Source organism: Vreelandella halophytica (assembly GCF_968193635.1).
Genome location: NZ_OZ309107.1, coordinates 2655183 through 2672443, shown reverse-complemented (window position 1 = coordinate 2672443; position 17261 = coordinate 2655183). Strand labels below are relative to the sequence as shown.

The 17261-nt window shown below is 63.0% G+C and carries 19 protein-coding genes; 11 read left to right on the top strand and 8 right to left on the bottom strand.

Going from position 1 to position 17261, the window contains the following annotated elements:
- Positions 1 to 14: 14 nt before the first annotated feature.
- The gene (locus ACWHXT_RS12355; protein WP_447956060.1) at positions 15 to 1004 is read right to left on the bottom strand and encodes an alpha/beta hydrolase; all 990 of its coding nucleotides are present in this window, start codon (positions 1002 to 1004) and stop codon (positions 15 to 17) included.
- 330 nt (positions 1005 to 1334) lie between these two features.
- Here ACWHXT_RS12355 and ACWHXT_RS12350 point away from each other — a divergent pair, with 330 nt between their 5' ends.
- Entirely contained in the window at positions 1335 to 1793 is a 459-nt protein-coding gene (locus ACWHXT_RS12350) for a GNAT family N-acetyltransferase (protein WP_447956059.1), read from the top strand.
- 50 nt (positions 1794 to 1843) lie between these two features.
- Here the strand turns inward: ACWHXT_RS12350 and ACWHXT_RS12345 are convergent, their stop codons facing one another.
- On the bottom strand, positions 1844 to 2218 hold the full coding sequence (locus tag ACWHXT_RS12345) for a winged helix-turn-helix transcriptional regulator (RefSeq protein ID WP_447956058.1): 375 nt from the start codon (positions 2216 to 2218) through the stop codon (positions 1844 to 1846).
- A gap of 156 nt (positions 2219 to 2374) precedes the next feature.
- Between ACWHXT_RS12345 and ACWHXT_RS12340 the strand changes: the two genes are divergently transcribed.
- The 9 genes from ACWHXT_RS12340 to ACWHXT_RS12300 all read left to right on the top strand — a co-directional run bounded on the left by ACWHXT_RS12340 (position 2375) and on the right by ACWHXT_RS12300 (position 9752).
- A complete protein-coding gene (locus tag ACWHXT_RS12340) occupies positions 2375 to 2989 on the top strand; it encodes an NAD(P)-dependent oxidoreductase (RefSeq protein WP_447956057.1) in 615 nt (204 codons plus the stop codon).
- Between the two features lie 19 nt (positions 2990 to 3008).
- Entirely contained in the window at positions 3009 to 3485 is a 477-nt protein-coding gene (locus ACWHXT_RS12335) for a nuclear transport factor 2 family protein (protein ID WP_447956056.1), read from the top strand.
- A 162-nt stretch (positions 3486 to 3647) separates the two neighbouring features.
- Entirely contained in the window at positions 3648 to 4376 is a 729-nt protein-coding gene (locus ACWHXT_RS12330) for a DUF1963 domain-containing protein (RefSeq protein ID WP_447956055.1), read from the top strand.
- 45 nt (positions 4377 to 4421) lie between these two features.
- Positions 4422 to 5072, top strand: coding sequence for a LysE family translocator (locus ACWHXT_RS12325; protein WP_447956054.1), 651 nt, complete (start codon positions 4422 to 4424; stop codon positions 5070 to 5072).
- Positions 5073 to 5082: 10 nt separating this feature from the next.
- Positions 5083 to 5583 carry a GNAT family N-acetyltransferase gene (locus tag ACWHXT_RS12320; protein WP_447956053.1) on the top strand — a complete coding sequence of 167 codons (501 nt, stop codon included), beginning with the start codon at positions 5083 to 5085 and terminating at the stop codon, positions 5581 to 5583.
- Complete coding sequence (locus ACWHXT_RS12315) at positions 5580 to 6491, top strand: LysR family transcriptional regulator (protein WP_447956052.1); 912 nt, start codon at positions 5580 to 5582, stop codon at positions 6489 to 6491. The genes ACWHXT_RS12320 and ACWHXT_RS12315 overlap by 4 nt, the downstream gene beginning before the upstream one ends.
- A 104-nt stretch (positions 6492 to 6595) precedes the next feature.
- Positions 6596 to 7993: an amidase gene (locus ACWHXT_RS12310; protein WP_447956051.1), complete on the top strand. Its 1398-nt coding sequence runs from the start codon at positions 6596 to 6598 to the stop codon at positions 7991 to 7993.
- 39 nt (positions 7994 to 8032) lie between these two features.
- Positions 8033 to 8260 carry a hypothetical protein gene (locus ACWHXT_RS12305; RefSeq protein ID WP_447956050.1) on the top strand — a complete coding sequence of 76 codons (228 nt, stop codon included), beginning with the start codon at positions 8033 to 8035 and terminating at the stop codon, positions 8258 to 8260.
- Positions 8253 to 9752: a sodium:solute symporter family protein gene (locus tag ACWHXT_RS12300; RefSeq protein WP_447956049.1), complete on the top strand. Its 1500-nt coding sequence runs from the start codon at positions 8253 to 8255 to the stop codon at positions 9750 to 9752. Before ACWHXT_RS12305 ends, ACWHXT_RS12300 begins: the two co-directional genes overlap by 8 nt.
- Here ACWHXT_RS12300 and ACWHXT_RS12295 read toward each other — a convergent pair.
- The 5 genes from ACWHXT_RS12295 to tmpA are packed head-to-tail and all read right to left on the bottom strand — an operon-like array spanning position 9749 to position 14782.
- Complete coding sequence (locus tag ACWHXT_RS12295; RefSeq protein WP_447956048.1) at positions 9749 to 10477, bottom strand: class II aldolase/adducin family protein; 729 nt, start codon at positions 10475 to 10477, stop codon at positions 9749 to 9751. The genes ACWHXT_RS12300 and ACWHXT_RS12295 overlap by 4 nt on opposite strands.
- Positions 10474 to 11406: a glycine betaine ABC transporter substrate-binding protein gene (locus tag ACWHXT_RS12290; RefSeq protein WP_447956047.1), complete on the bottom strand. Its 933-nt coding sequence runs from the start codon at positions 11404 to 11406 to the stop codon at positions 10474 to 10476. The genes ACWHXT_RS12295 and ACWHXT_RS12290 overlap by 4 nt, the downstream gene beginning before the upstream one ends.
- Positions 11407 to 11439: 33 nt before the next feature.
- On the bottom strand, positions 11440 to 13044 hold the full coding sequence (locus ACWHXT_RS12285) for a 5-guanidino-2-oxopentanoate decarboxylase (protein ID WP_447956046.1): 1605 nt from the start codon (positions 13042 to 13044) through the stop codon (positions 11440 to 11442).
- Positions 13041 to 13640 carry an HD domain-containing protein gene (locus tag ACWHXT_RS12280; protein ID WP_447956045.1) on the bottom strand — a complete coding sequence of 200 codons (600 nt, stop codon included), beginning with the start codon at positions 13638 to 13640 and terminating at the stop codon, positions 13041 to 13043. Before ACWHXT_RS12280 ends, ACWHXT_RS12285 begins: the two co-directional genes overlap by 4 nt.
- Positions 13637 to 14782 carry a 2-trimethylaminoethylphosphonate dioxygenase gene (tmpA, locus tag ACWHXT_RS12275; protein WP_447956044.1) on the bottom strand — a complete coding sequence of 382 codons (1146 nt, stop codon included), beginning with the start codon at positions 14780 to 14782 and terminating at the stop codon, positions 13637 to 13639. The genes ACWHXT_RS12280 and tmpA overlap by 4 nt, the downstream gene beginning before the upstream one ends.
- A gap of 100 nt (positions 14783 to 14882) precedes the next feature.
- Here tmpA and ACWHXT_RS12270 point away from each other — a divergent pair, with 100 nt between their 5' ends.
- Entirely contained in the window at positions 14883 to 15923 is a 1041-nt protein-coding gene (locus tag ACWHXT_RS12270) for a GlxA family transcriptional regulator (RefSeq protein WP_447956043.1), read from the top strand.
- On the opposite strand, the gene ACWHXT_RS12265 is transcribed toward ACWHXT_RS12270, so the two are convergent.
- Positions 15920 to 17158 carry a TauD/TfdA family dioxygenase gene (locus ACWHXT_RS12265; protein WP_447956042.1) on the bottom strand — a complete coding sequence of 413 codons (1239 nt, stop codon included), beginning with the start codon at positions 17156 to 17158 and terminating at the stop codon, positions 15920 to 15922. The two genes, ACWHXT_RS12270 and ACWHXT_RS12265, sit on opposite strands and share 4 nt — an antisense overlap.
- Between the last annotated feature and the right edge of the window lie 103 nt (positions 17159 to 17261).

Sequence of the window (17261 nt, the reverse complement as noted above, 5' to 3'; positions counted from 1 at the left end):
AGAGTAGCGGGTGTTTAACGCGGCGCGTCGATAATGGCGACGCCGGTGATCTGATGAAGGGCATCCATCAGCGAAGCGCGAAAGGTTTGGCCGTGGCCCATGCCCGGAAATTCGCGGTAGCTTGCCGTGATGCCGTCCATGGCGTCGAGGCGCTCGGCCAGTCTTTCCGGGGCGTCCGGCGCCACACTCGAAATGCGTTGGATGTGCGCCTGCACGCGCGGGTCGCTCAGGTCGCGGTGGCTGTGATCGCGTTCGCGCTCGCTGCCACCCAGACTCAGCAGCACCCGTACCGGCTGGCCCGCGTAGCGGGTCGTGAAGTCGCGCTGTGGCTGGCCGAGCAGGGCGCCGTCGGCCCACCAAAGCGATGGGCTACCCGGGGCGTAGGTGGTGAATGCGTCAGGGCGGGTAAACAGCGTATGTAACACGAACAACCCGCCCAGCGAGTGGCCCCAGAGCGTTTGCTTCGAAGGGTCGGTGGCCACGCGCTTTTCGATCTCCGCGCGAACCTGGCCCTCGATTACCTCCAGAAAGGCATCGGCGCCGCCGCCTGGGTACTCCGGCGGGGTTTCGCCGTCCTCCAGGGCGCGCGTGATAAAGGTGTAGTCCTGTAGCCGTCGGCGGTCGATACGCAGGTCGTTGTCGTAGCCGAGGAATACCAATACCGGTGGAACGCCCTGCTCGTCGAGGGAGTCGAGCAGGGCGGTATCGAACTCCATCAGCGCGGCGTTGGCGTCGAGCATCCAGAACGCTGGAAACCCGTTTTCGGGAGCGCTTTCTGTCGGAATACCCAGCGTGACGCGCCAGCGGCGCTCGTTGTCGGCGCTTGCCACGTTGAAGCGCTCGAAGTGGTAGCTCTCCGGCGCGTCGTTCAGCACGGTACCTCCCGTCGTCATTCCTGGGTCGCGCTGCTGGGCGAGGGCGGTGGTACTCCAAAGCGAAGCAAGCACCAGCGCCAGCCGCCAGAGAGAGGTCGTTAGTCGGGGATATCGAGGGTTTCGTGGCATCGTTGATCCGTTATGAATCGCCTACACGACCGCGAGACGGTGGCGCATAAAAATGACTTAGAGCGTTAATGATAATTGATCGTAAAGCAGTTTGGCGATAGCCGATATCTACTCTTCATGGCCCTATGCATCGGCCGCCGACCGGAAGCTAGCCAGGCCTTGTAGGAGCAGGCTTTAGCCAGCGATTTGGTTGCGGTGCCACTGGCCGGGAAGGAAGGCGCCTTGGCCTTGCAGGAACAGGCTTTGGCCAATGGTTGTCTGTGGGGTTTGCTGGGCGGTGTCGCTATAATCGATTGAGATCTTTCAACCGACATCGGGATAAAAACCTTCATGGCGCTACGTTTTCACTGGGCACGATTCAACGAGCTAAGCACCCTCGAGTTTTACACGATCGCCCGCGCACGCGAGGCAGTATTCGTGGTCGAGCAAGCCTGCGCCTATCAGGAGATCGACGCGCTCGACCCGCTGGCGTGGCATCTGCGCGCCACGCTCGACGGGGCGCTTGCCGCCTATATTCGCCTGGTGGGGCCGGGGGATAAATTCGCCGAGCCTTCGATTGGGCGGGTGATGACCGTCCAGGCGTACCGGGGCCACCAGTACGGGCGCGCCTTGATGGCGGAGGCGATTCGCTTCACCGAAGAGCGCTACCCGGGCCTGGGCATTCGTATCGGCGCGCAGGTCTATCTCACTACCTTCTACGAATCGCTGGGCTTTCAAACGGTGGGGGAGGCCTACGACGAAGACGGCATCTTGCATATCGATATGTTAAAGCCCCCGGTCGATCGTTAAGCGGGGTTCCCTATGGCGGATGCTTTCGACGTCCGTTTACTCTGTGAGACTCATCCCCTCTGGTAGCGCGCTCGCGCTTCGCAGATGCTTTGGTGATGGGTATCCGCCCAGCCCACGAGCTGCTTCATCGGTGCCAGAAACGAGTGGCCGAGCGGGGTCAGCCGGTACTCCACTCGCGGCGGTACTTCCGGGTAGAGCGTACGCTCGATAAAGCCGTCCTGCTCCAGATGCTTGAGGGTTTTGGAAAGCATCTGTTTCGAGATATCACCAATCTCGCGGCCAAGTTCGTTGAAGCGCAGCGTGCGTACCTCGAGCGCTTCCAGCACCAGTAGACTCCACTGATCGCCGATACGGTCCAGCACATCGCGAATAGGGCAGGGCTGTTCAAAGACGTAGCCGGTAGTCGAGGCGTTCGTGTTGGGCATGGTCTGTCGTGACTCCATGGTCAGCGTAGGGTGACCTGGTAAGTAAAAAGTGACTTCTTGTGGTTCGATCCGGCGGTGGATTATGATCGGTTTATGGTCTTTTTTGTAGACCTGGTATGCTGATAAAACCATCGAGCACGTACGTGGAGGTTTCAAATGGCACAGGTAGCTCTTGTTGGCGCATCCGGTAACGCCGGTTCACGCATCCTGAAAGAACTCGTCGAGCGCGGCCATCAAGTCACGGCGATTGCCCGCCACCCCGATAAGATCAGCACGTTGGACGGCGTTAAAGCGGTGCAGGGCGACGCCGACGATCGCGCCGCTCTCGCCCGGTTGCTCTCGGGGTTCGATGCCGTGATCAGCGCGGTGCCGTTCTCGACAAGCGATCCGGACACGCTGATCGGCGCGGTCAAGGATTCCGGCGTCAAGCGCTACCTGGTGGTGGGCGGCGCCGGCAGCTTGCTGGTGGGGCCCAACCAGCGCGTGATCGACCAGCCTGACTTCCCGGATGACTACAAGCCGGAAGCCGGAAGCGGCGCGATATTTCTTGAAAAACTCCAGCAAGCGGGAGATCTTGAGTGGACCTTCCTGTCGCCCTCGGCGGAGTTCGAACCCGGTGAGCGCACCGGCCACTTCCGCCTGGGCAAGGATGAGCTGCTCGTCGATGGCGACGGCAACAGCCGCATCTCGTTTGAAGACTACGCCATCGCGCTGGTCGACGAGCTGGAAAAACCCGAGCATATCCGTCAACGCTTTACCGTTGGCTACTAACAGAAAAAAGGACACCCCCATGTTGCTCAAAAAAAGCGTTTTACCGGCCGCGGCGCTGCTGTTGTCGGCCTCTCTAGTAAGCGGTGCGGCATTTGCCCAAACCGGTGAGCGCGACCTGGAGGCCGAGGAGGCCAACCGCGAGCTGGTCGTCGAGTTCTACGAGCGCTTCTTCAACGACCACGAAACCGACGAGGCGTCAGAGGTCGTGGCCGACGACTATATCCAGCACAACCCCGGCGTGCCGGATGGCAAGGAGCCTTTCGTCTCCTACTTCTCGGACTTCTTCGAAGAGAACCCGGATTCCCACGCGGATATCACCCGTAGTGCCACCGACGGAGATCTGGTCTGGCTGCACGTACACTCCACCAACGGCGAGGACGACCCGGGCGAAGCCGTGGTCGATATTTTCCGCGTGGAAGACGGCATGATCGTCGAACATTGGGACGTCATCCAAATCGTGCCGGAAGAGTCCGCCAACGAAAACACCATGTTCTAAGCGAGCGCTAACGCACCGCTTTTCGATACAAGAACGTGAAGCCGGGCGACTGCCCGGCTTTTTGCTGCCTTAAGCACACCAATAGACGATGGCTCGAACCGGGGCGCTTATCGCTCGGCGGGTTTTAGGTTAGAGTCGCCTAATAGATGCCCGGAGCCGCCCATGAGAGAACGACTCGACACGTTGCTCGCCCCGCTGATCCAAAACGCGCAGGTAGTGACGCCCCACGCCGACCCGGCCATGAAAGAGCCTTCGCTCGAGAGCAAGTTCGGCGGCGCACCTTACGCCGAGGCAGATACCGCGTGGCCCATGTGCCGCCTCTGCGAGCAGCCGCTCTCGTTCATTTTGCAGCTGTTCGATGCCTCGGCGAACGCCATGTTCGTCTTCTATTATTGCCATCACTGCCTGCCCGCCGGAGACGACCCGCGCGACCGGGGCCTCTGGCACGCGCAGTGGTTCAAGGCGCCCGAAAGTGCGAAACAGACCCACCTGGAGCGACCCTGCGTCGATGTTGATGCCACCACGCCCTGTCGGGTAACCACGCAGACGGTGCGCGTGCTGCCGGACTGGGAAGGGCTCTATACTCACTCGCCGAAAGCCGAGACCCTTTGCGGCGAGCTCGACCCGCAAAGCCCTTGGGAGGCGCTGAACGATGCCACGACGCGGGCGGGCTGTCTCGATGAGCTAAAGAGCTGGCGCGGCGGCTATCCGCACTATTTACAGGGCGAACACGTGCCCGATTGCCCGCACTGCCAGGCGCCCATGACGTTCTTTGTGCAGATCGACTCCGAGGAGGAGGCGAACCTGGATTGGGGCGCGTGCGGACTCATCTACGTTTTTTACTGCGCGCAGCACCCGCAGACCTTCGAGTTCGTAAGGCAGAATACGTAAAAGGGCCATGCGCTCGTGCGTTCACCGCTTTAAGAGGAGTTCTTGATGACGCTCAACGACTATTTTCTGTTTATCTTCATCGTCACGCTGGTCGTGGTGTCCCCCGGGGTAAATCTTTTTTTACTGCTTCAGGCCACACCTTCTCAAGGGCGCAGCGCGGGTCTTTTAATAACGTTGGGTTTTTGTGTGGCTATTCTGATCCACGCAAGCTTGGCGCTTGTCGGGTTGGGAGCGCTCATACTAGCGTCCACCGCCTTGTTTTCCTTGGTCAAGCTGGCGGGTGCGGCGTATCTGATCTGGCTGGGAGTGAAGGCGCTGGGTAACGCTTTCAAAAGCGCCCCTTTGAAGGTTCCATCCACCAGCGAGCGCCCCACGCCCAGAACGGGTAAAGCGCAGCTAGTGTTGAAGGGGCTGCTGACCAATCTGTTGAATCCTAAGCCGGCCATTTTTTACGTCGCGGCGTTTCCGCAGTTTCTGGATGCTCAAAGCGCTGACGCTTATTGGCTAGGGGGCTTGGGTATGGGGGTGAGCCATGCGCTTGTTGCGCTGATTTTTTATAGTGTCGTGGTTGTGGCATTGGACAAGGTCGCGCGATGGCTTTGCAAGCCCCCGGTCTGGACCTGGATCCAAAGCGTATCCGGGGTAGTCTTCTTTCTGATCGGCGGGCGTCTGTTACTGGCGCGTGCTCCCTCTTGAAGAGCGAAATATGCAGAACTCTCTAACTATTGAGCGGCTCAACGCCGATAGTCCTTTTCTCCCGGTGATCGCGAGATGGACCTTTGACACCTGGGGGCAACAGTTACACCCGGAGCGCACGTTTGCCGAGGCGCTCGAAGAGACGCGCCAAGAGTGCGGCAAGTGCGGCGTACCCTCGCTGTTCGTGGCGCTGACAAGCGGCGTGGCGGTAGGCACCGCCAGCCTGATTGCCGACGATGTGACAAGCCGGCCGGAGCTTACGCCTTGGCTTGCCTCGGTGTACGTGTTACCCGAGTGGCGTGGGCGCGGGATTGCTTCGCGCCTGGTTCAACGCGTGGAGCGCGAAGCGCGTGAAAACGCTATCGCGCGCTTTTATCTTTATACGCCGGATCAGCAGGCGCTCTACCAACGTCTGGGCTGGCAGGAAATCGAGCAAATCACCTACGCCGGGGAGAGGGTAACGATCATGGCGCGCCAGTTAAACGTTGAAAACAGCGAGGAAACGTCATGATCAGCGGCCGCGCGTTGCACTATTTCGATACCGTGGCGCGATGCCGCTCGCTGCGCCAAGCGGCTGCGATGCTGCATATCGCGCCCACCGCCATCAGCCGCCAAATCGATCTGCTGGAGCATCAGCTGGGGGCGCCGCTTCTAGAACGCGGGCCCAGCGGTATCAGCCTGACCGCGGCGGGTGAGCTTTTAGCCGCCCAGGCGCAGCATACTCTGCGCGACTTGGAGCGCGTACAGGAACACATTGCCGATCTCAAGGGCTTGCGTACCGGGCGGGTTCGCCTGCAGGTCGCCGAAGGCGTGGTCGCAGGGTTGCTGGCGCCGGCACTCGCCGATATGGGCCAGCACTATCCGCGGCTCAATTTCGATATCAAGATTGCCAGCGCCGGGCAGATGGTTGAAGGGCTACGTTTGGGCAGTGCGGATATCGGCCTTTCGTTTTTCATGCCGCGCCACGAAGATATCCTCATTCTTGCGAGTGCTCGTCTCGAGCACCATGCGGTAATGGCGGTTGGTCATCCGCTTGCCGCCGAGCGCGAGATCACGCTGGCGCGCCTGGCCGAGCACCGCATCATCCTGCCCGGGGAGTCCTTCGGGGCCCGGCAAGCGCTCGAGCGAAGCGCCCACCGGGCGGGTATCAAACTCATGCCGACTTTCGCTACCGCCTCGCTCGAAACGCAGAAAGCGCTGGCCCTGAACGGCGCCGGCGTGCTAATTCTGCCGCCCATGGCGGTTGCCCGGGAGTGTCGGCAGGGCGAGCTCGCAAGCGTCCCACTTGCCCCGGACGAGCTGGAGCCGGCGCGCATGGATCTCTGCGTCTTTCGTCACCGCACGCGAAGTTTCGCCGTCGAAGCCTGCCTTTCTCGACTCGCCGAGGCGCTTCAGGCGCACGATAGTCCATCGCGTTGATCGTGCACACAAAAAGTGGACACGCCGGCGTATAAATTGAAATAGTATGTAGCGCTGACTAACGCCATTCTAGAAACGTCGATAACAACGCGAAGGACGACGGCATGTTTGAGCTTCATCAATTGACGGCTACCCAGCTGTTGAACGGCTACCGCGACAAGACGTTTTCGCCAAGCGAGGTCGCCAGTGCACTGATCAATCACATTGAGCGCCTTGAGCCCCACCTCAACGCGCTGTATGCCTATTCTCCGGAGCACTTTCTGCAGGCGGCCAACGCCTCCAGCGCGCGCTGGGCGAAAGGTGAGCATCTGGGCGCGCTCGACGGCGTGCCGGTCACGTTGAAGGAACTGGTGGCCACTCGCGGCCAGCCCATCCCGGTGGGCACAGGCCTTGGCGATCAAACGCCGGCAACAGAGGACGCTCCGCCCGCCGCGCGGTTGAACGAGGCCCAGGCGGTTTTGCTTGGCAAGACCACCTGCCCGGACTTCGGCATGCTTTCCTCGGGGCTCTCTTCCTTTCACGGGCTAACCCGTAACCCCTGGAACTTGAGCTGCAACACCGGTGGCTCTAGCTCCGGTGCTGGCGCGGCGGCGGCGGCGGGGTTCGGGCCGGTGCATATCGGCACGGATATCGGCGGTTCGGTGCGTCTGCCGGCGGCATGGTGCGGCGTCGTGGGCTTCAAGCCGACCCTTGGCCGTATTCCGATCGACCCCTACTACGTGGGACGCTGCGCCGGTCCCATGGTGCGCTGTGTCGAAGACGTCGCTCTGGTCATGCCGACAATGAGTCGTACCGACCGACGCGACGCCATGCGCCTGCCACCGGAGGACATCGACTGGCAGGATCTCTCCTTGGATCTGCACGGCCTGCGTATCGGTGTCATGATGGACGCGGGCTGCGGGCTTCCGCTCGAGCCGGAGATCGAGGCCGCGGTCACCACCGCTGCCAAGCTGCTGGAGGCGCGCGGCGCCACCCTGATGCCGGTTGATCCCGTGCTGACCCGCGAGATGCTCGACGGTCTGGACTGCTTCTGGCAGGCGCGTCAGCAAAGCGAGCTCGACAAGCTTGACGACGAGGCTCGCGCCCAAGTGCTGCCCGCGATTACCCAATGGGCAAACGCGGCCAAGGCGTCGACCTCGCTGGACGCGGTGAACGGCTTTCAACAGACCATGGTGATGCGCCGTGCAAGCGAAGCCGTCTTCGACAGGGTGGATTTCGTCATCTCGCCCACCACCCCCAACGTCGCCTTTCCCGCCGAGTGGCCCTCGCCGACCGACGACCCCCGCCGGCCCTTCGAGCATATCGCCTATACCGTGCCTTGGAACATGGGTGAACAGCCGGCGCTTTCGCTCAATGCCGGCTACAGCCAGGAAGGAATGCCTATCGGCGTCCAGCTGGTCGGCCCGCGCTTCAGCGATCACGGGGTCTTGAAACTGGCCTATCAGCTGGAAACCGCATTGGCGCTTCCCGTGCGCTGGCCACCAATCGCTCATAAATCGTGAATAACTGCCATGTCATCGAACAATTCAAAAGGAACTGCCATGCGTCGTCCGTTCGTCTTACCTACCTCCCGGGCAGGGTGGGGGCTACTGATCGCCTTTATTCTTCTGGTGATGGCCGGTACTTGGCCGGTCATCGGTCTGTTCAATCACGCCGCGCTTGTGCTGGGTGTGCCGCTTTTGATCGTGTGGAGCTACGGGGTCATCTTCGCCTGCGTAGGTGTGATGCTTGCGGGCAACCGGGTCGTCGAGAGGGATGGCCATGAATAGTTTTTGGCCGCTGGTCATTACGCTTGGGTACGTCGCCATCGCCATGACGATCGGTTTGAAAGCGCGCGCCGGCCACCGCATGGATACCCTCGAGCAGTGGGGCGTGGCCGGGCGCAGCATGGGGCCGGTCACGCTTTACTTACTGATCGCGGCGGGCAGCGTGAGCGCCTACACCTTCATGGGCGCGCCGGGCTGGGCTTATTCCAAGGGCGTGGCGGTGTTCTACGTGGCGATTTATCTCGCGTATCTGGCGTTGGTGGCCTGGTACTTCGGCCCAAAAGTGTGGCAGTTCGGTGAGCAGTTTGGTCACGTGACCCAAGCAAGCGCCATTGCGGATCGCTACCAGAGCCCGGCTCTGGGCGCGTTGGCCGCGTTGGTCATGGCGGTGGGGTCTGTCGCCTACGCGGTGCTGCAAACGGTGGGCTCGGCCTACATTTTATTCGTGATGAGCGGCGGTGCCATACCGGTTTGGCTCGGCGCGATCATCGTGCTTGCCTGCATTGCGGTGTATCTCTACGTCAGCGGCCAGCGTGCCATCGGCCGGACCAGCGCCTTTCAGGGCGCGCTCATGCTGGTGGTGGCCTGGGCGGTCGGGCTATGGGCGGTACACAGTGCGACCGGTGGTTTGAATCTTGCCGATGTGTTCGAGCGTATTCAGGCGGATCACGGCGAGTTTCTTACGCTGCCTGGGGCCGGCGGCGACATGAGCTTCAGCTTCTGGACCACCTCGATCATCGTCTCGATGTTCTCGTTCATGCCCCCGGTGTGGACCCAGTGGATGTGCGCGTCATCGGCGCGCACGATTCGGCGAAGCGCCACTTGGCTTCCGACCTACTACGTGGTTATCCTGCCCATGGTGGTGGTCGGCTTCATCGGTATCTACTCGCTGCCGGATCTGGCCCGGGCCGACACCGTGGTGCTGGAGTACGCCATGGCGAACCTGCCGGTGGTGCTGGTCGGGCTTCTGGGCGCGGGGACGCTGGCCGCCTCGATGTCCTCGAGCGAGCCGTTCATCCACTCGGTGGCGCTCTCGACCACCAAGGATGTTTTGCAGCCGCTGTTTAAACTTTCCGATGCATTCACCGCGAAGCTGGCCCGCTGGCTGCTGCTGCCGGTCATGGCCTTCATTATCGCCCCGTTGGCGATTGCCGAGCCGGGAAGCCTGGTAATGATCCTGCTGGTGGGCCTGGGTTTTGCCTCCCAGGTGCTGCCGGCGTTCATCGGCATGTTCTTCTGGCCGCGGGCTTCGAAGCTCGGCGTCATGGCGGGGATTCTGGCGGGGTTCGTCATCACGGTGGCGTTCACGACGCTTTGGTCGCATCCGCTGGGGATTCACGCCGGTTTCTGGGGCTTGATGCTCAATCTACCGGTGTTCGTGGCGGTCTCGCTTGTCACACCGGCCGTGGAAGCGAGCGTGGTCGAGCGGTTTTTCCGCATCGCCGCGCCCCGCGGCTTTGCCCGGCGGTCAAGCGCCGGGCAAGGCGGGCGTTAACGCCCGCTTTGTTCCAGCCGGCGCCGCTGGGCCTGCCAGGCGCGGCCGGTGCCGGCCGGGCCGGCGGCCCACGCTTCGAACTGCTGGGCAACGTGCTCGCCCATTTCATTGGAGGCGTGAATCAAGGCTTGCCCGGTACCCTGGGCGGCCAGCTGCGCTCGGCAGCTACGCTCCAGATCGCGCATGCGCAGAAACGCCTCACCCACGCTTTGCCCGCAGGTCAGCAGGCCGTGCTGGCGCAGAATCATCGCCGAGTTGCCGCCCAAGTCAGAAGCCAGGCGCTCGCGCTCGTCGAGATCCAGCGCGATGCCCTCGAATGCGTGATAGCTCAGCCGATTATAGAACTGTAGCGCCCATTGGTTGAGCGGTAAGAGCCCTTCCTCGAGACACGACAGCGCCACCCCGGCCACGGTATGGGTATGCAGCACGCAGTGCACTTCCGGGCGGGCGTCATGCAGGGCGCTGTGGATGGTGAAACCCGCCGGGTTGATGCCCAGCCCCGTCGGGTCGTCGAGCACCTCGCCATCGCCGTTGACGATGACCAGGTTATCGGCGCGTATCTCGTCGAAGCGCAGCCCGTAGGCGTTGAGCAGAAAGCGCTCCCCGGGCAGGCGCGCCGAGAGGTGCGTGTCGATATTGTCGTCCATGCCCTCCATTGCAATCAGCTGATACGCCGCGGCCAGGTCGTCGCGAATCTCTTGCTCGGTCAGGGTATCGTGGCTCATGGGCGCTCCTCGAAAGCGGTTTGGGCGTCTTCTCCATCAAAAGTGGTCACGCCGTCCAGAAAGGTGGCGACGCGCTCGGGGTGGTTCGCAAGCCACTCGCTCGCCACCTCTTCCAGGTCGCGCTCTTCCAGGCTGTAGGCGCTGATGTACTCGCTCTGCTCGTCGGCTGTGAAGGTGAACTGATCGAGCAGGCGGCCCATGTTGGGGTTTGCCTCGAAGTACTCTTTAGCGACGATGGTATTCACATCGTTACCGCCGTTGCGATCGCCGAAAACACCTTGCGGATCGTCGAGAATCTGCACGTCATACTCCGGCACCATCCAGTGCGGGGTCCAGCCGTAGAAGAGTATCCAGCGCTGATCATTGTTGGCGCTGGCGACTTCGCTGAGCATGCCCGGCGTGGAGGAGGAGAGCACGGACCAGTCGGCGAGGCCGTAGATGTCGTGGTCCTGGGCATTTTCGAACATCTCGGTGACCGTGGAGCCGCTTTCGATGCTGTAGATGCGCCGTTCGAAACGTTCGGCGATCTCCGGGTCGGCCAACTGTTCGGCGCTGGTGATGCCTTCATCGGCGATGTAGCCCGGCACTGCGAAGCCCATGCGCGCGCCTTCCACGTTGTTGCCCAGATCCACGATGGTGCCGGTGGCCATGGTGGCGTTATAGCTCTCTTGCTGAGCGGGCAGCCAGCCGCCCAGAAAGGCGTCGCTATCGCCGCGCTGCAGCGTGTTGTAACCCACCGTCGAGCTAAGTTCTTGAGTCTCGGTGGTGTAGCCCAGCGGCTCGATCAGTTGCGAGAGGATCTCGGTCTTGACGGTCACGCCGGGCCAGGGCGGCACCACCAGGCGAAGCTCGCGGCTTTCGTCCTGGGCCTGGGCGGTCAGCGGCAGCGCGGTGAGAAGGGTCAGCGAGGTCAGTAGCGTTCTACGCATGGCAACATCCTTTTAGTCGATTAAAGAAAGCGATCACTGAACGCTCGAACACCAGGCAGTGGCGTCGATTTCAATGATCAGCGGCGAGGCGGCGTTACTCAGGCACCCCAGGGTGTCCTCAAGCGCCAGGGGGCTGGTCACCGCCTGGTAACGGCAGCGGTAAGCGCGGGCGATGTCGGCAAAATCCGGCGGCTCCAGATCGACGCCGGTGGGCGAAACATCCTGCTCGGCCATGGAGCGGCGAATTTCTTCAAAGCCCTGATTGTTCCAGATGACCACCGCCACCGCCGTGTCGAGATCGCGGGCGGTGGCCAGCTCGCCGATGACGAACTGCAGCCCGCCGTCGCCCACCAGAGCCACCACGGGCTGATCCGGGCAGCCAAGCGCCGCCCCCAGGGCGGCGGGTAACCCGTAACCCAGGGTGCCAAAGCCAGTGGCGGCGTTGAACCAGCGCCGCGGGGCGGGCATAGAGGCCAGGTAGTTACCAGCATAAACCGGCGCGGTGGAGTCACCTACGATAATCGCCTCCGGCAGCGCCTTGAAAAACGTGCCAAAAAGCGGTGCGAACGGTGCCAGTGCCGGGTCCTGCTCGAGGGCGAGCTGGCCGCGCAGCCGGGCGATGCGCGCGCCGTCATTCTGGTAGCGCTTGAGCGAGGCGGGCAGGGCTCTAAACAGCGCCGTCAGCGCCTCATCGGCCTCGGCCAATAGCGCCAGATCCGCTTCCTGATTGCGCCCGAGCTGTTGCGGATCGATATCCACACGAATCAGCCGCCCGCCCAGTTGGAAGCCGCCGTCGAAGGTCAGATCAAAATCGGTCTCGCCAAGCTCGGTGCCTACGGCCAAAATCACGTCCGCCTCGGCGACAAGGCTTCGTACCGCGGGAAGGGTGGCGGTCGCCCCCAGATCCAGCGGGTGATGGCGGCCCAGCACTCCCTTGGCATTGATGGTGGTCAGCGTCGGGGCGCCCAGCCGCTCGACCAACCGCTGGGCGGGCATGGCGGCGTTGGCGCAGCCGCCGCCGAGCAGCACCAGCGGGCGTTCGGCGTTTGTAAGCCACTCGGCGGCGCGGGCAATGGCGACTGGCGAAGGCGCAGGCGGAAATATCGCGGCCGGACGTATCGGCGCATCGCTGACCGGTTCATCGAACAAATCGAGCGGGATCTCGATGTGCACCGGCCCCGGGCGGGCGCTCTTGAAAATGCTGAACGCGCGGGCGATGACCTCGGGCAAGGCGTTGGGATCAAGAAGTGTATGGCTGAACACGCTCACCCCGGCCAGCGTCTGCTGCTGGCTGGGCAGCTCGTGCAGCCGCCCCTGGCCGCGGCCCAGGGTTTCACGCCGGTTGACGCTCGAGATCACCAGCATCGGGATCGAGTCGGCCAACGCCTGGCCCATGGCCGTGGCCATGTTGGTCATGCCCGGGCCGGTAATGATGAAACAGGCCGCCGGGTGGCCCGTGGCGCGGGCGTAGCCGTCGGCCATGAAGCCCGCGCCCTGCTCGTGGCGCGGGGTGATGTGGCGAAGGTGAGAGCCTGGCAGGGCGCGATACAGTGCGATGGTATGTACGCCGGGAATGCCGAAGGCGGTGTCGATACCGTAGGCCTCCAGCAAGGCAATGAGTTTCTCAGCGCAGGTCATGAGCCGGGCGTTTCCTCTACCAGATCGGGCAGGCCGCCAAACGGCGGGCGCGAGAGTACGCGTTCGACCATGGGAATGAAGGTAGAAAGAGGTTCGCTGTCGTAGTGGGGGTCGAAGCTTTTCTGGTCCCACTCGTCACAAAAGTGCACCGTGCGCGCGTAGGCCGGGTGGTTGCTAAATTCGTCGCGCGCGTGGGGGTCCTGGCCGTAGAAATGGCGGTAGTGGTAGCCCTGAAATAGCTCGTGGTGGCGAATCATCCAGGTGTTGAGCGGGTCGACGAAGGGCTCGAGGATTCCCGCGGCGATCTCGGCGTGGTTGGCCGGCGCCAGGTCGTCGCCGATATCGTGGAGCAGCGCACACACCACCGTCTCCTCATCGGCGCCGTCGCGCAGCGCCCGGGTGGCGGTCTGCAGCGAGTGCTCGAAACGGTCCACCGGGTAGCCGTGGGTGTCACCCTTGAGCTTGTCCAGATGCTCGAGCACGCGGCGGCTGGCATCGGCCTGGTAGTGGCGAAAATGCTGATCGATGATCTTCCAGTCGTTGAAGCTGCTGTTCACGAAATGGGTGAATCGGGCCTGCTTGAGGGACTCGCTCATGGGGTCGCTCCTTGTGTCGGGGTCGCGCTGAGGCGCTTTTTGAGCACCTCGCGGCGGCTGGCGGTGCTGTCCCGGTCCACGTAACCCTGGCGCATATGGCGCACGCCGCCTTCCAGCTGGAAGGCCTGGCGGCCGTGCAGCAGCCGGTAGTTGTCCATGATCAGCATCTGGCCTGGGTTTAGCTTGAGGTGCACGGTCAGCGCCTCGGAGGTGATGAGGTCAAAAAAGCGCTGCCGGGCGGCGTAGTACGCGCTCAAGACCTCCGGCGCCATGGCGTCGATGCGCTCGGTGCGGTTGGAAAAACGCACCCGCTTGAGCCGGCCGTGGCTGTCGAGCTCGATCAGCGGCCCCTCGCTTTCCAGGTGTGTGTCGTCGTCGACGTACTCGAAGCGCGGTGCCAGGCGTGTGAGGCACTCGAACGCCGCCGGGTCTTCCTCCTTGAGCTGCTGGGCGGCCATGAAGCCATCCACCAGGGTGCTATCGCCGCCGTCGGCGGCGTTGCTCAGGCAGTGAAGCCAGATATAGCCCGGGATGGGGTCGCGGTAGGGGTTGTCGGTGTGGGGCTCCAACCCGCGCTGGGTCATGGTCAGGTCGAACGCGTTGGCCACGGACTTTACATCGGCAATACCGCCCCAGTTGGTGCGGCGAAGCGGGCCGATGCGATCAATGAGCGCCTGCATGCCGTCTTCCGTCGTCGGCACGTTGGAGACCAGCACGAAGCCCACGCGATAAAGCGCTTCGAGCATCTTGCCAAGCGTTGCGTCATCCTCGAGCGCCTCGTCGAACGCGGCCTGAGGCACTTGCTTAATCGTGCTATCCCAAAGCGTCAACGTTTCGCTGGCCAGGCCCGGCTTTGCGACTTGCGCAGAGGGGGCAAGGGCTGCGACGGGGAAGGTCGTCTGGTGCTGGTCGCTGAAGGTCAGCTGGATGTTGCCGGCCTCGATGTGCGCCGCTTCCACGCGCAGGTCGAGAGGCAACTGGGCGGCTTCGATCAAACGCTGGCCGGTGGTCGGGTCGAGGGTGTCGGCATCCGGGGCGCGTTCGCGCAGCCACACGGGCAGGTAGTCGTGGTACGCGTCGCCTTGCGCGATGCGAAGGTGCTGGCCCTGATCGAGCAGGGTGGCGGTAACGGGTTGAGGCATAAGTAAAATCCCTTTGAACACGGCGTCGATGGTTTTTACCTTATCGCTGATATAGACTTTCGACTTGATTAAATTCGCCTTTAAATAGACTTTTCTAGCCATGAGTGATGATGCTTTCGAGGGCTGGCCCTACCCCCGGCCGGACTCACCGCCGCTACTCGACTTCGACGAGGCCGAGCAGACCCTCAACGTATGGCTGGTGCCCAAGTTCTCGATGCTGACTCTTTTTTGCCTGCTCGAGCCGCTGCGGGTCGCCAACCGGTTCGGCCGCCCCTTGTTTGCCTGGCGCTTGCTCTCAGCCGACGGCCAGGCCGTGGTGGCCAGCAACGGCGTGCGCATCGATGTCGACGGCGCGCTGGAAGAGGTCGACGAGCGCGCCCACCTGATCGTCGTTTCCTCCTACGAGCCGGAGGCGACCATCACTGCCCAGGACCGGGCGGTGCTGCGCCGGGTGGCCGCCCACGGCGGCTGGCTTGGGGGGATTGATACCGCAGCGTTCATTTTGGCCCGGGCGGGCGTCATGGAAGGGCGCCGGGTGGCGCTTCATTGGGAGAGTGTGCCGGCCTTTCAGCGCGAGTTTCCGGGCCTTGAGATCTGCGAGGCGCTTTATGAGTTCGGCGCTGGGCGGTTGACCGGCGCCGGCGGGGCGGCCAGCATCGACATGATGCTGACCTGGATCGAGCGTGCGTTCGGGCCGGCGCTGAGCAACGCCATCGGCCGCCAGCTCGTTCATCAGCGCGACGGCCAACCCGGTGAGGGCAACGGCCACGCTGAGGCGGCGAGAGATGAAAACAGCGGGCCGCTCTCGACGCTGCCGCGAACGGTGGTGCAAGCACTGGCGCTCATGGAGGCGAATCTTTCCAAGGCGCTGGCCATTCCCGAGATCTGCCGCTTGGTGGGTCAGTCCCAGCGCCAGCTGACGCGGCTATTTCTTCGCCATTTCAACGAAACCCCCAAGCAGTGCTACCTGGGGATGCGTCTCGACCGCGCCCAGCGATTGCTGGCGGCTAGCCGTTGTCGTGTGACCGAGGCGGCGTTGGCGGCGGGCTTCACCCAGCCTTCGCACTTCACCCGCGCCTACCGAAAGCGCTTCGACGAGGCGCCCAGCACTACCGCCGAGCGGGGCAGCACGCCGGATTAGGCATGTTCCGCGGCGTCTTGTGATACGCGCTGTTCTCGCTTGAAGCGCTGAATCATGCGATAGCGTGAGCGTACTTCGTCGCGCTCGAGATAGCAGCCTTGCAGCCAGCGATGGCCGCTGCCGCCGGCGAAGGCGTCGCGAGCGTGGAGCAGGCGGCGGTTATCGAAAATCACCAGATCGCCGGGGTGGTAGGTAAAGCGCAGCGCGAACATCGGGTCGCGCAGGTAGCGCTGGAGCACCATGAGGGCTTCATAAGCGGGCTCGACCTGGTCGAAATCGACCTGTAGCGGGCCGCGCAGAAAATCCGCGATGCGCACCTCGATAAAGGCGCCGTGCTCGTCGCACTCAATCACTGGGGCGTGCCATACGTAGTCGCTTTTTTGGGAGGTGTTGGCGAAGCACCAGCGCACCGTAGTGAGCGTCTCGAAGATATTGGGCTGCTCCTCGCGCAGGGCGTCGGCGATGGCAAAGCCGTCCATCATCACCGCCTGGCCCTCCTCGACGCTGTTCTCCAGACAATGAAGCAACTGCAGGCCGGGCTGATACTCGCGAGTGGGTAGATCGACGTGGGGCGGGAGCGCAATCGAGGTGTAGGCGTTGGAGTCCGGGTTGGGCTTGGCTTTTACATCGAACAGGTCGCCGAAGTTGGTCGGGCGGACCGGGCCGATGCGCCGCGCGATGCTTGAAAGTGAGCCAGGCTCGGTGGGCAGATTACGCAGGCGCACCAGCCCCTTGCTCATCAGGCTTTCGAGTAGCGGCTTCATCAGCGCGTTGTCGTCGGCGCTACCTGGCGCGTGTTCGAGCCAGCCGCGGCCGTCCAGGGTATCCGGGGTGGCGTGTTCGCCGCCGCGCCATAACGCCACCGGCACGAGCGGGGCGTCCTGGGTATGGCCGTTGGAGTAGTCGTGGGCGCGCAACCACCCCGGGTGAAAGCGAAGGGTGCGCTGCTCGGTGGCGAAGCACACGCGTACGCCGCCGCCGGGTTCGAGCTCGGCGCTGTCCAGGATCGGCCAACCCTCCAGGCGCGAAAGATCCAGGATGCGCTCGCGGGTGGCCGGGTTGACCGTCGAATCGTCGGCGGCGTTTTCGCGCAGCCAGACGCTATGGTAGCGGCTGACGCGGCCATCTTCCCATGTGATGCGAAGCTCCTGGGGCTGGCACTCGACGACGGCGATTGCCACGTCAATGGGCCAGGCGTCGTAATCCGGCGTTGGGGGAAGGGTATGGGTTGCCATGCGCTCGCTCCTTGGCAGTGGGGATAAACAATCGCCACAGTGCCAGCGCCGGTGCGCCGTTATTATGCACAATGCGTCACAGCCTTGACCTGACGCGTCATGC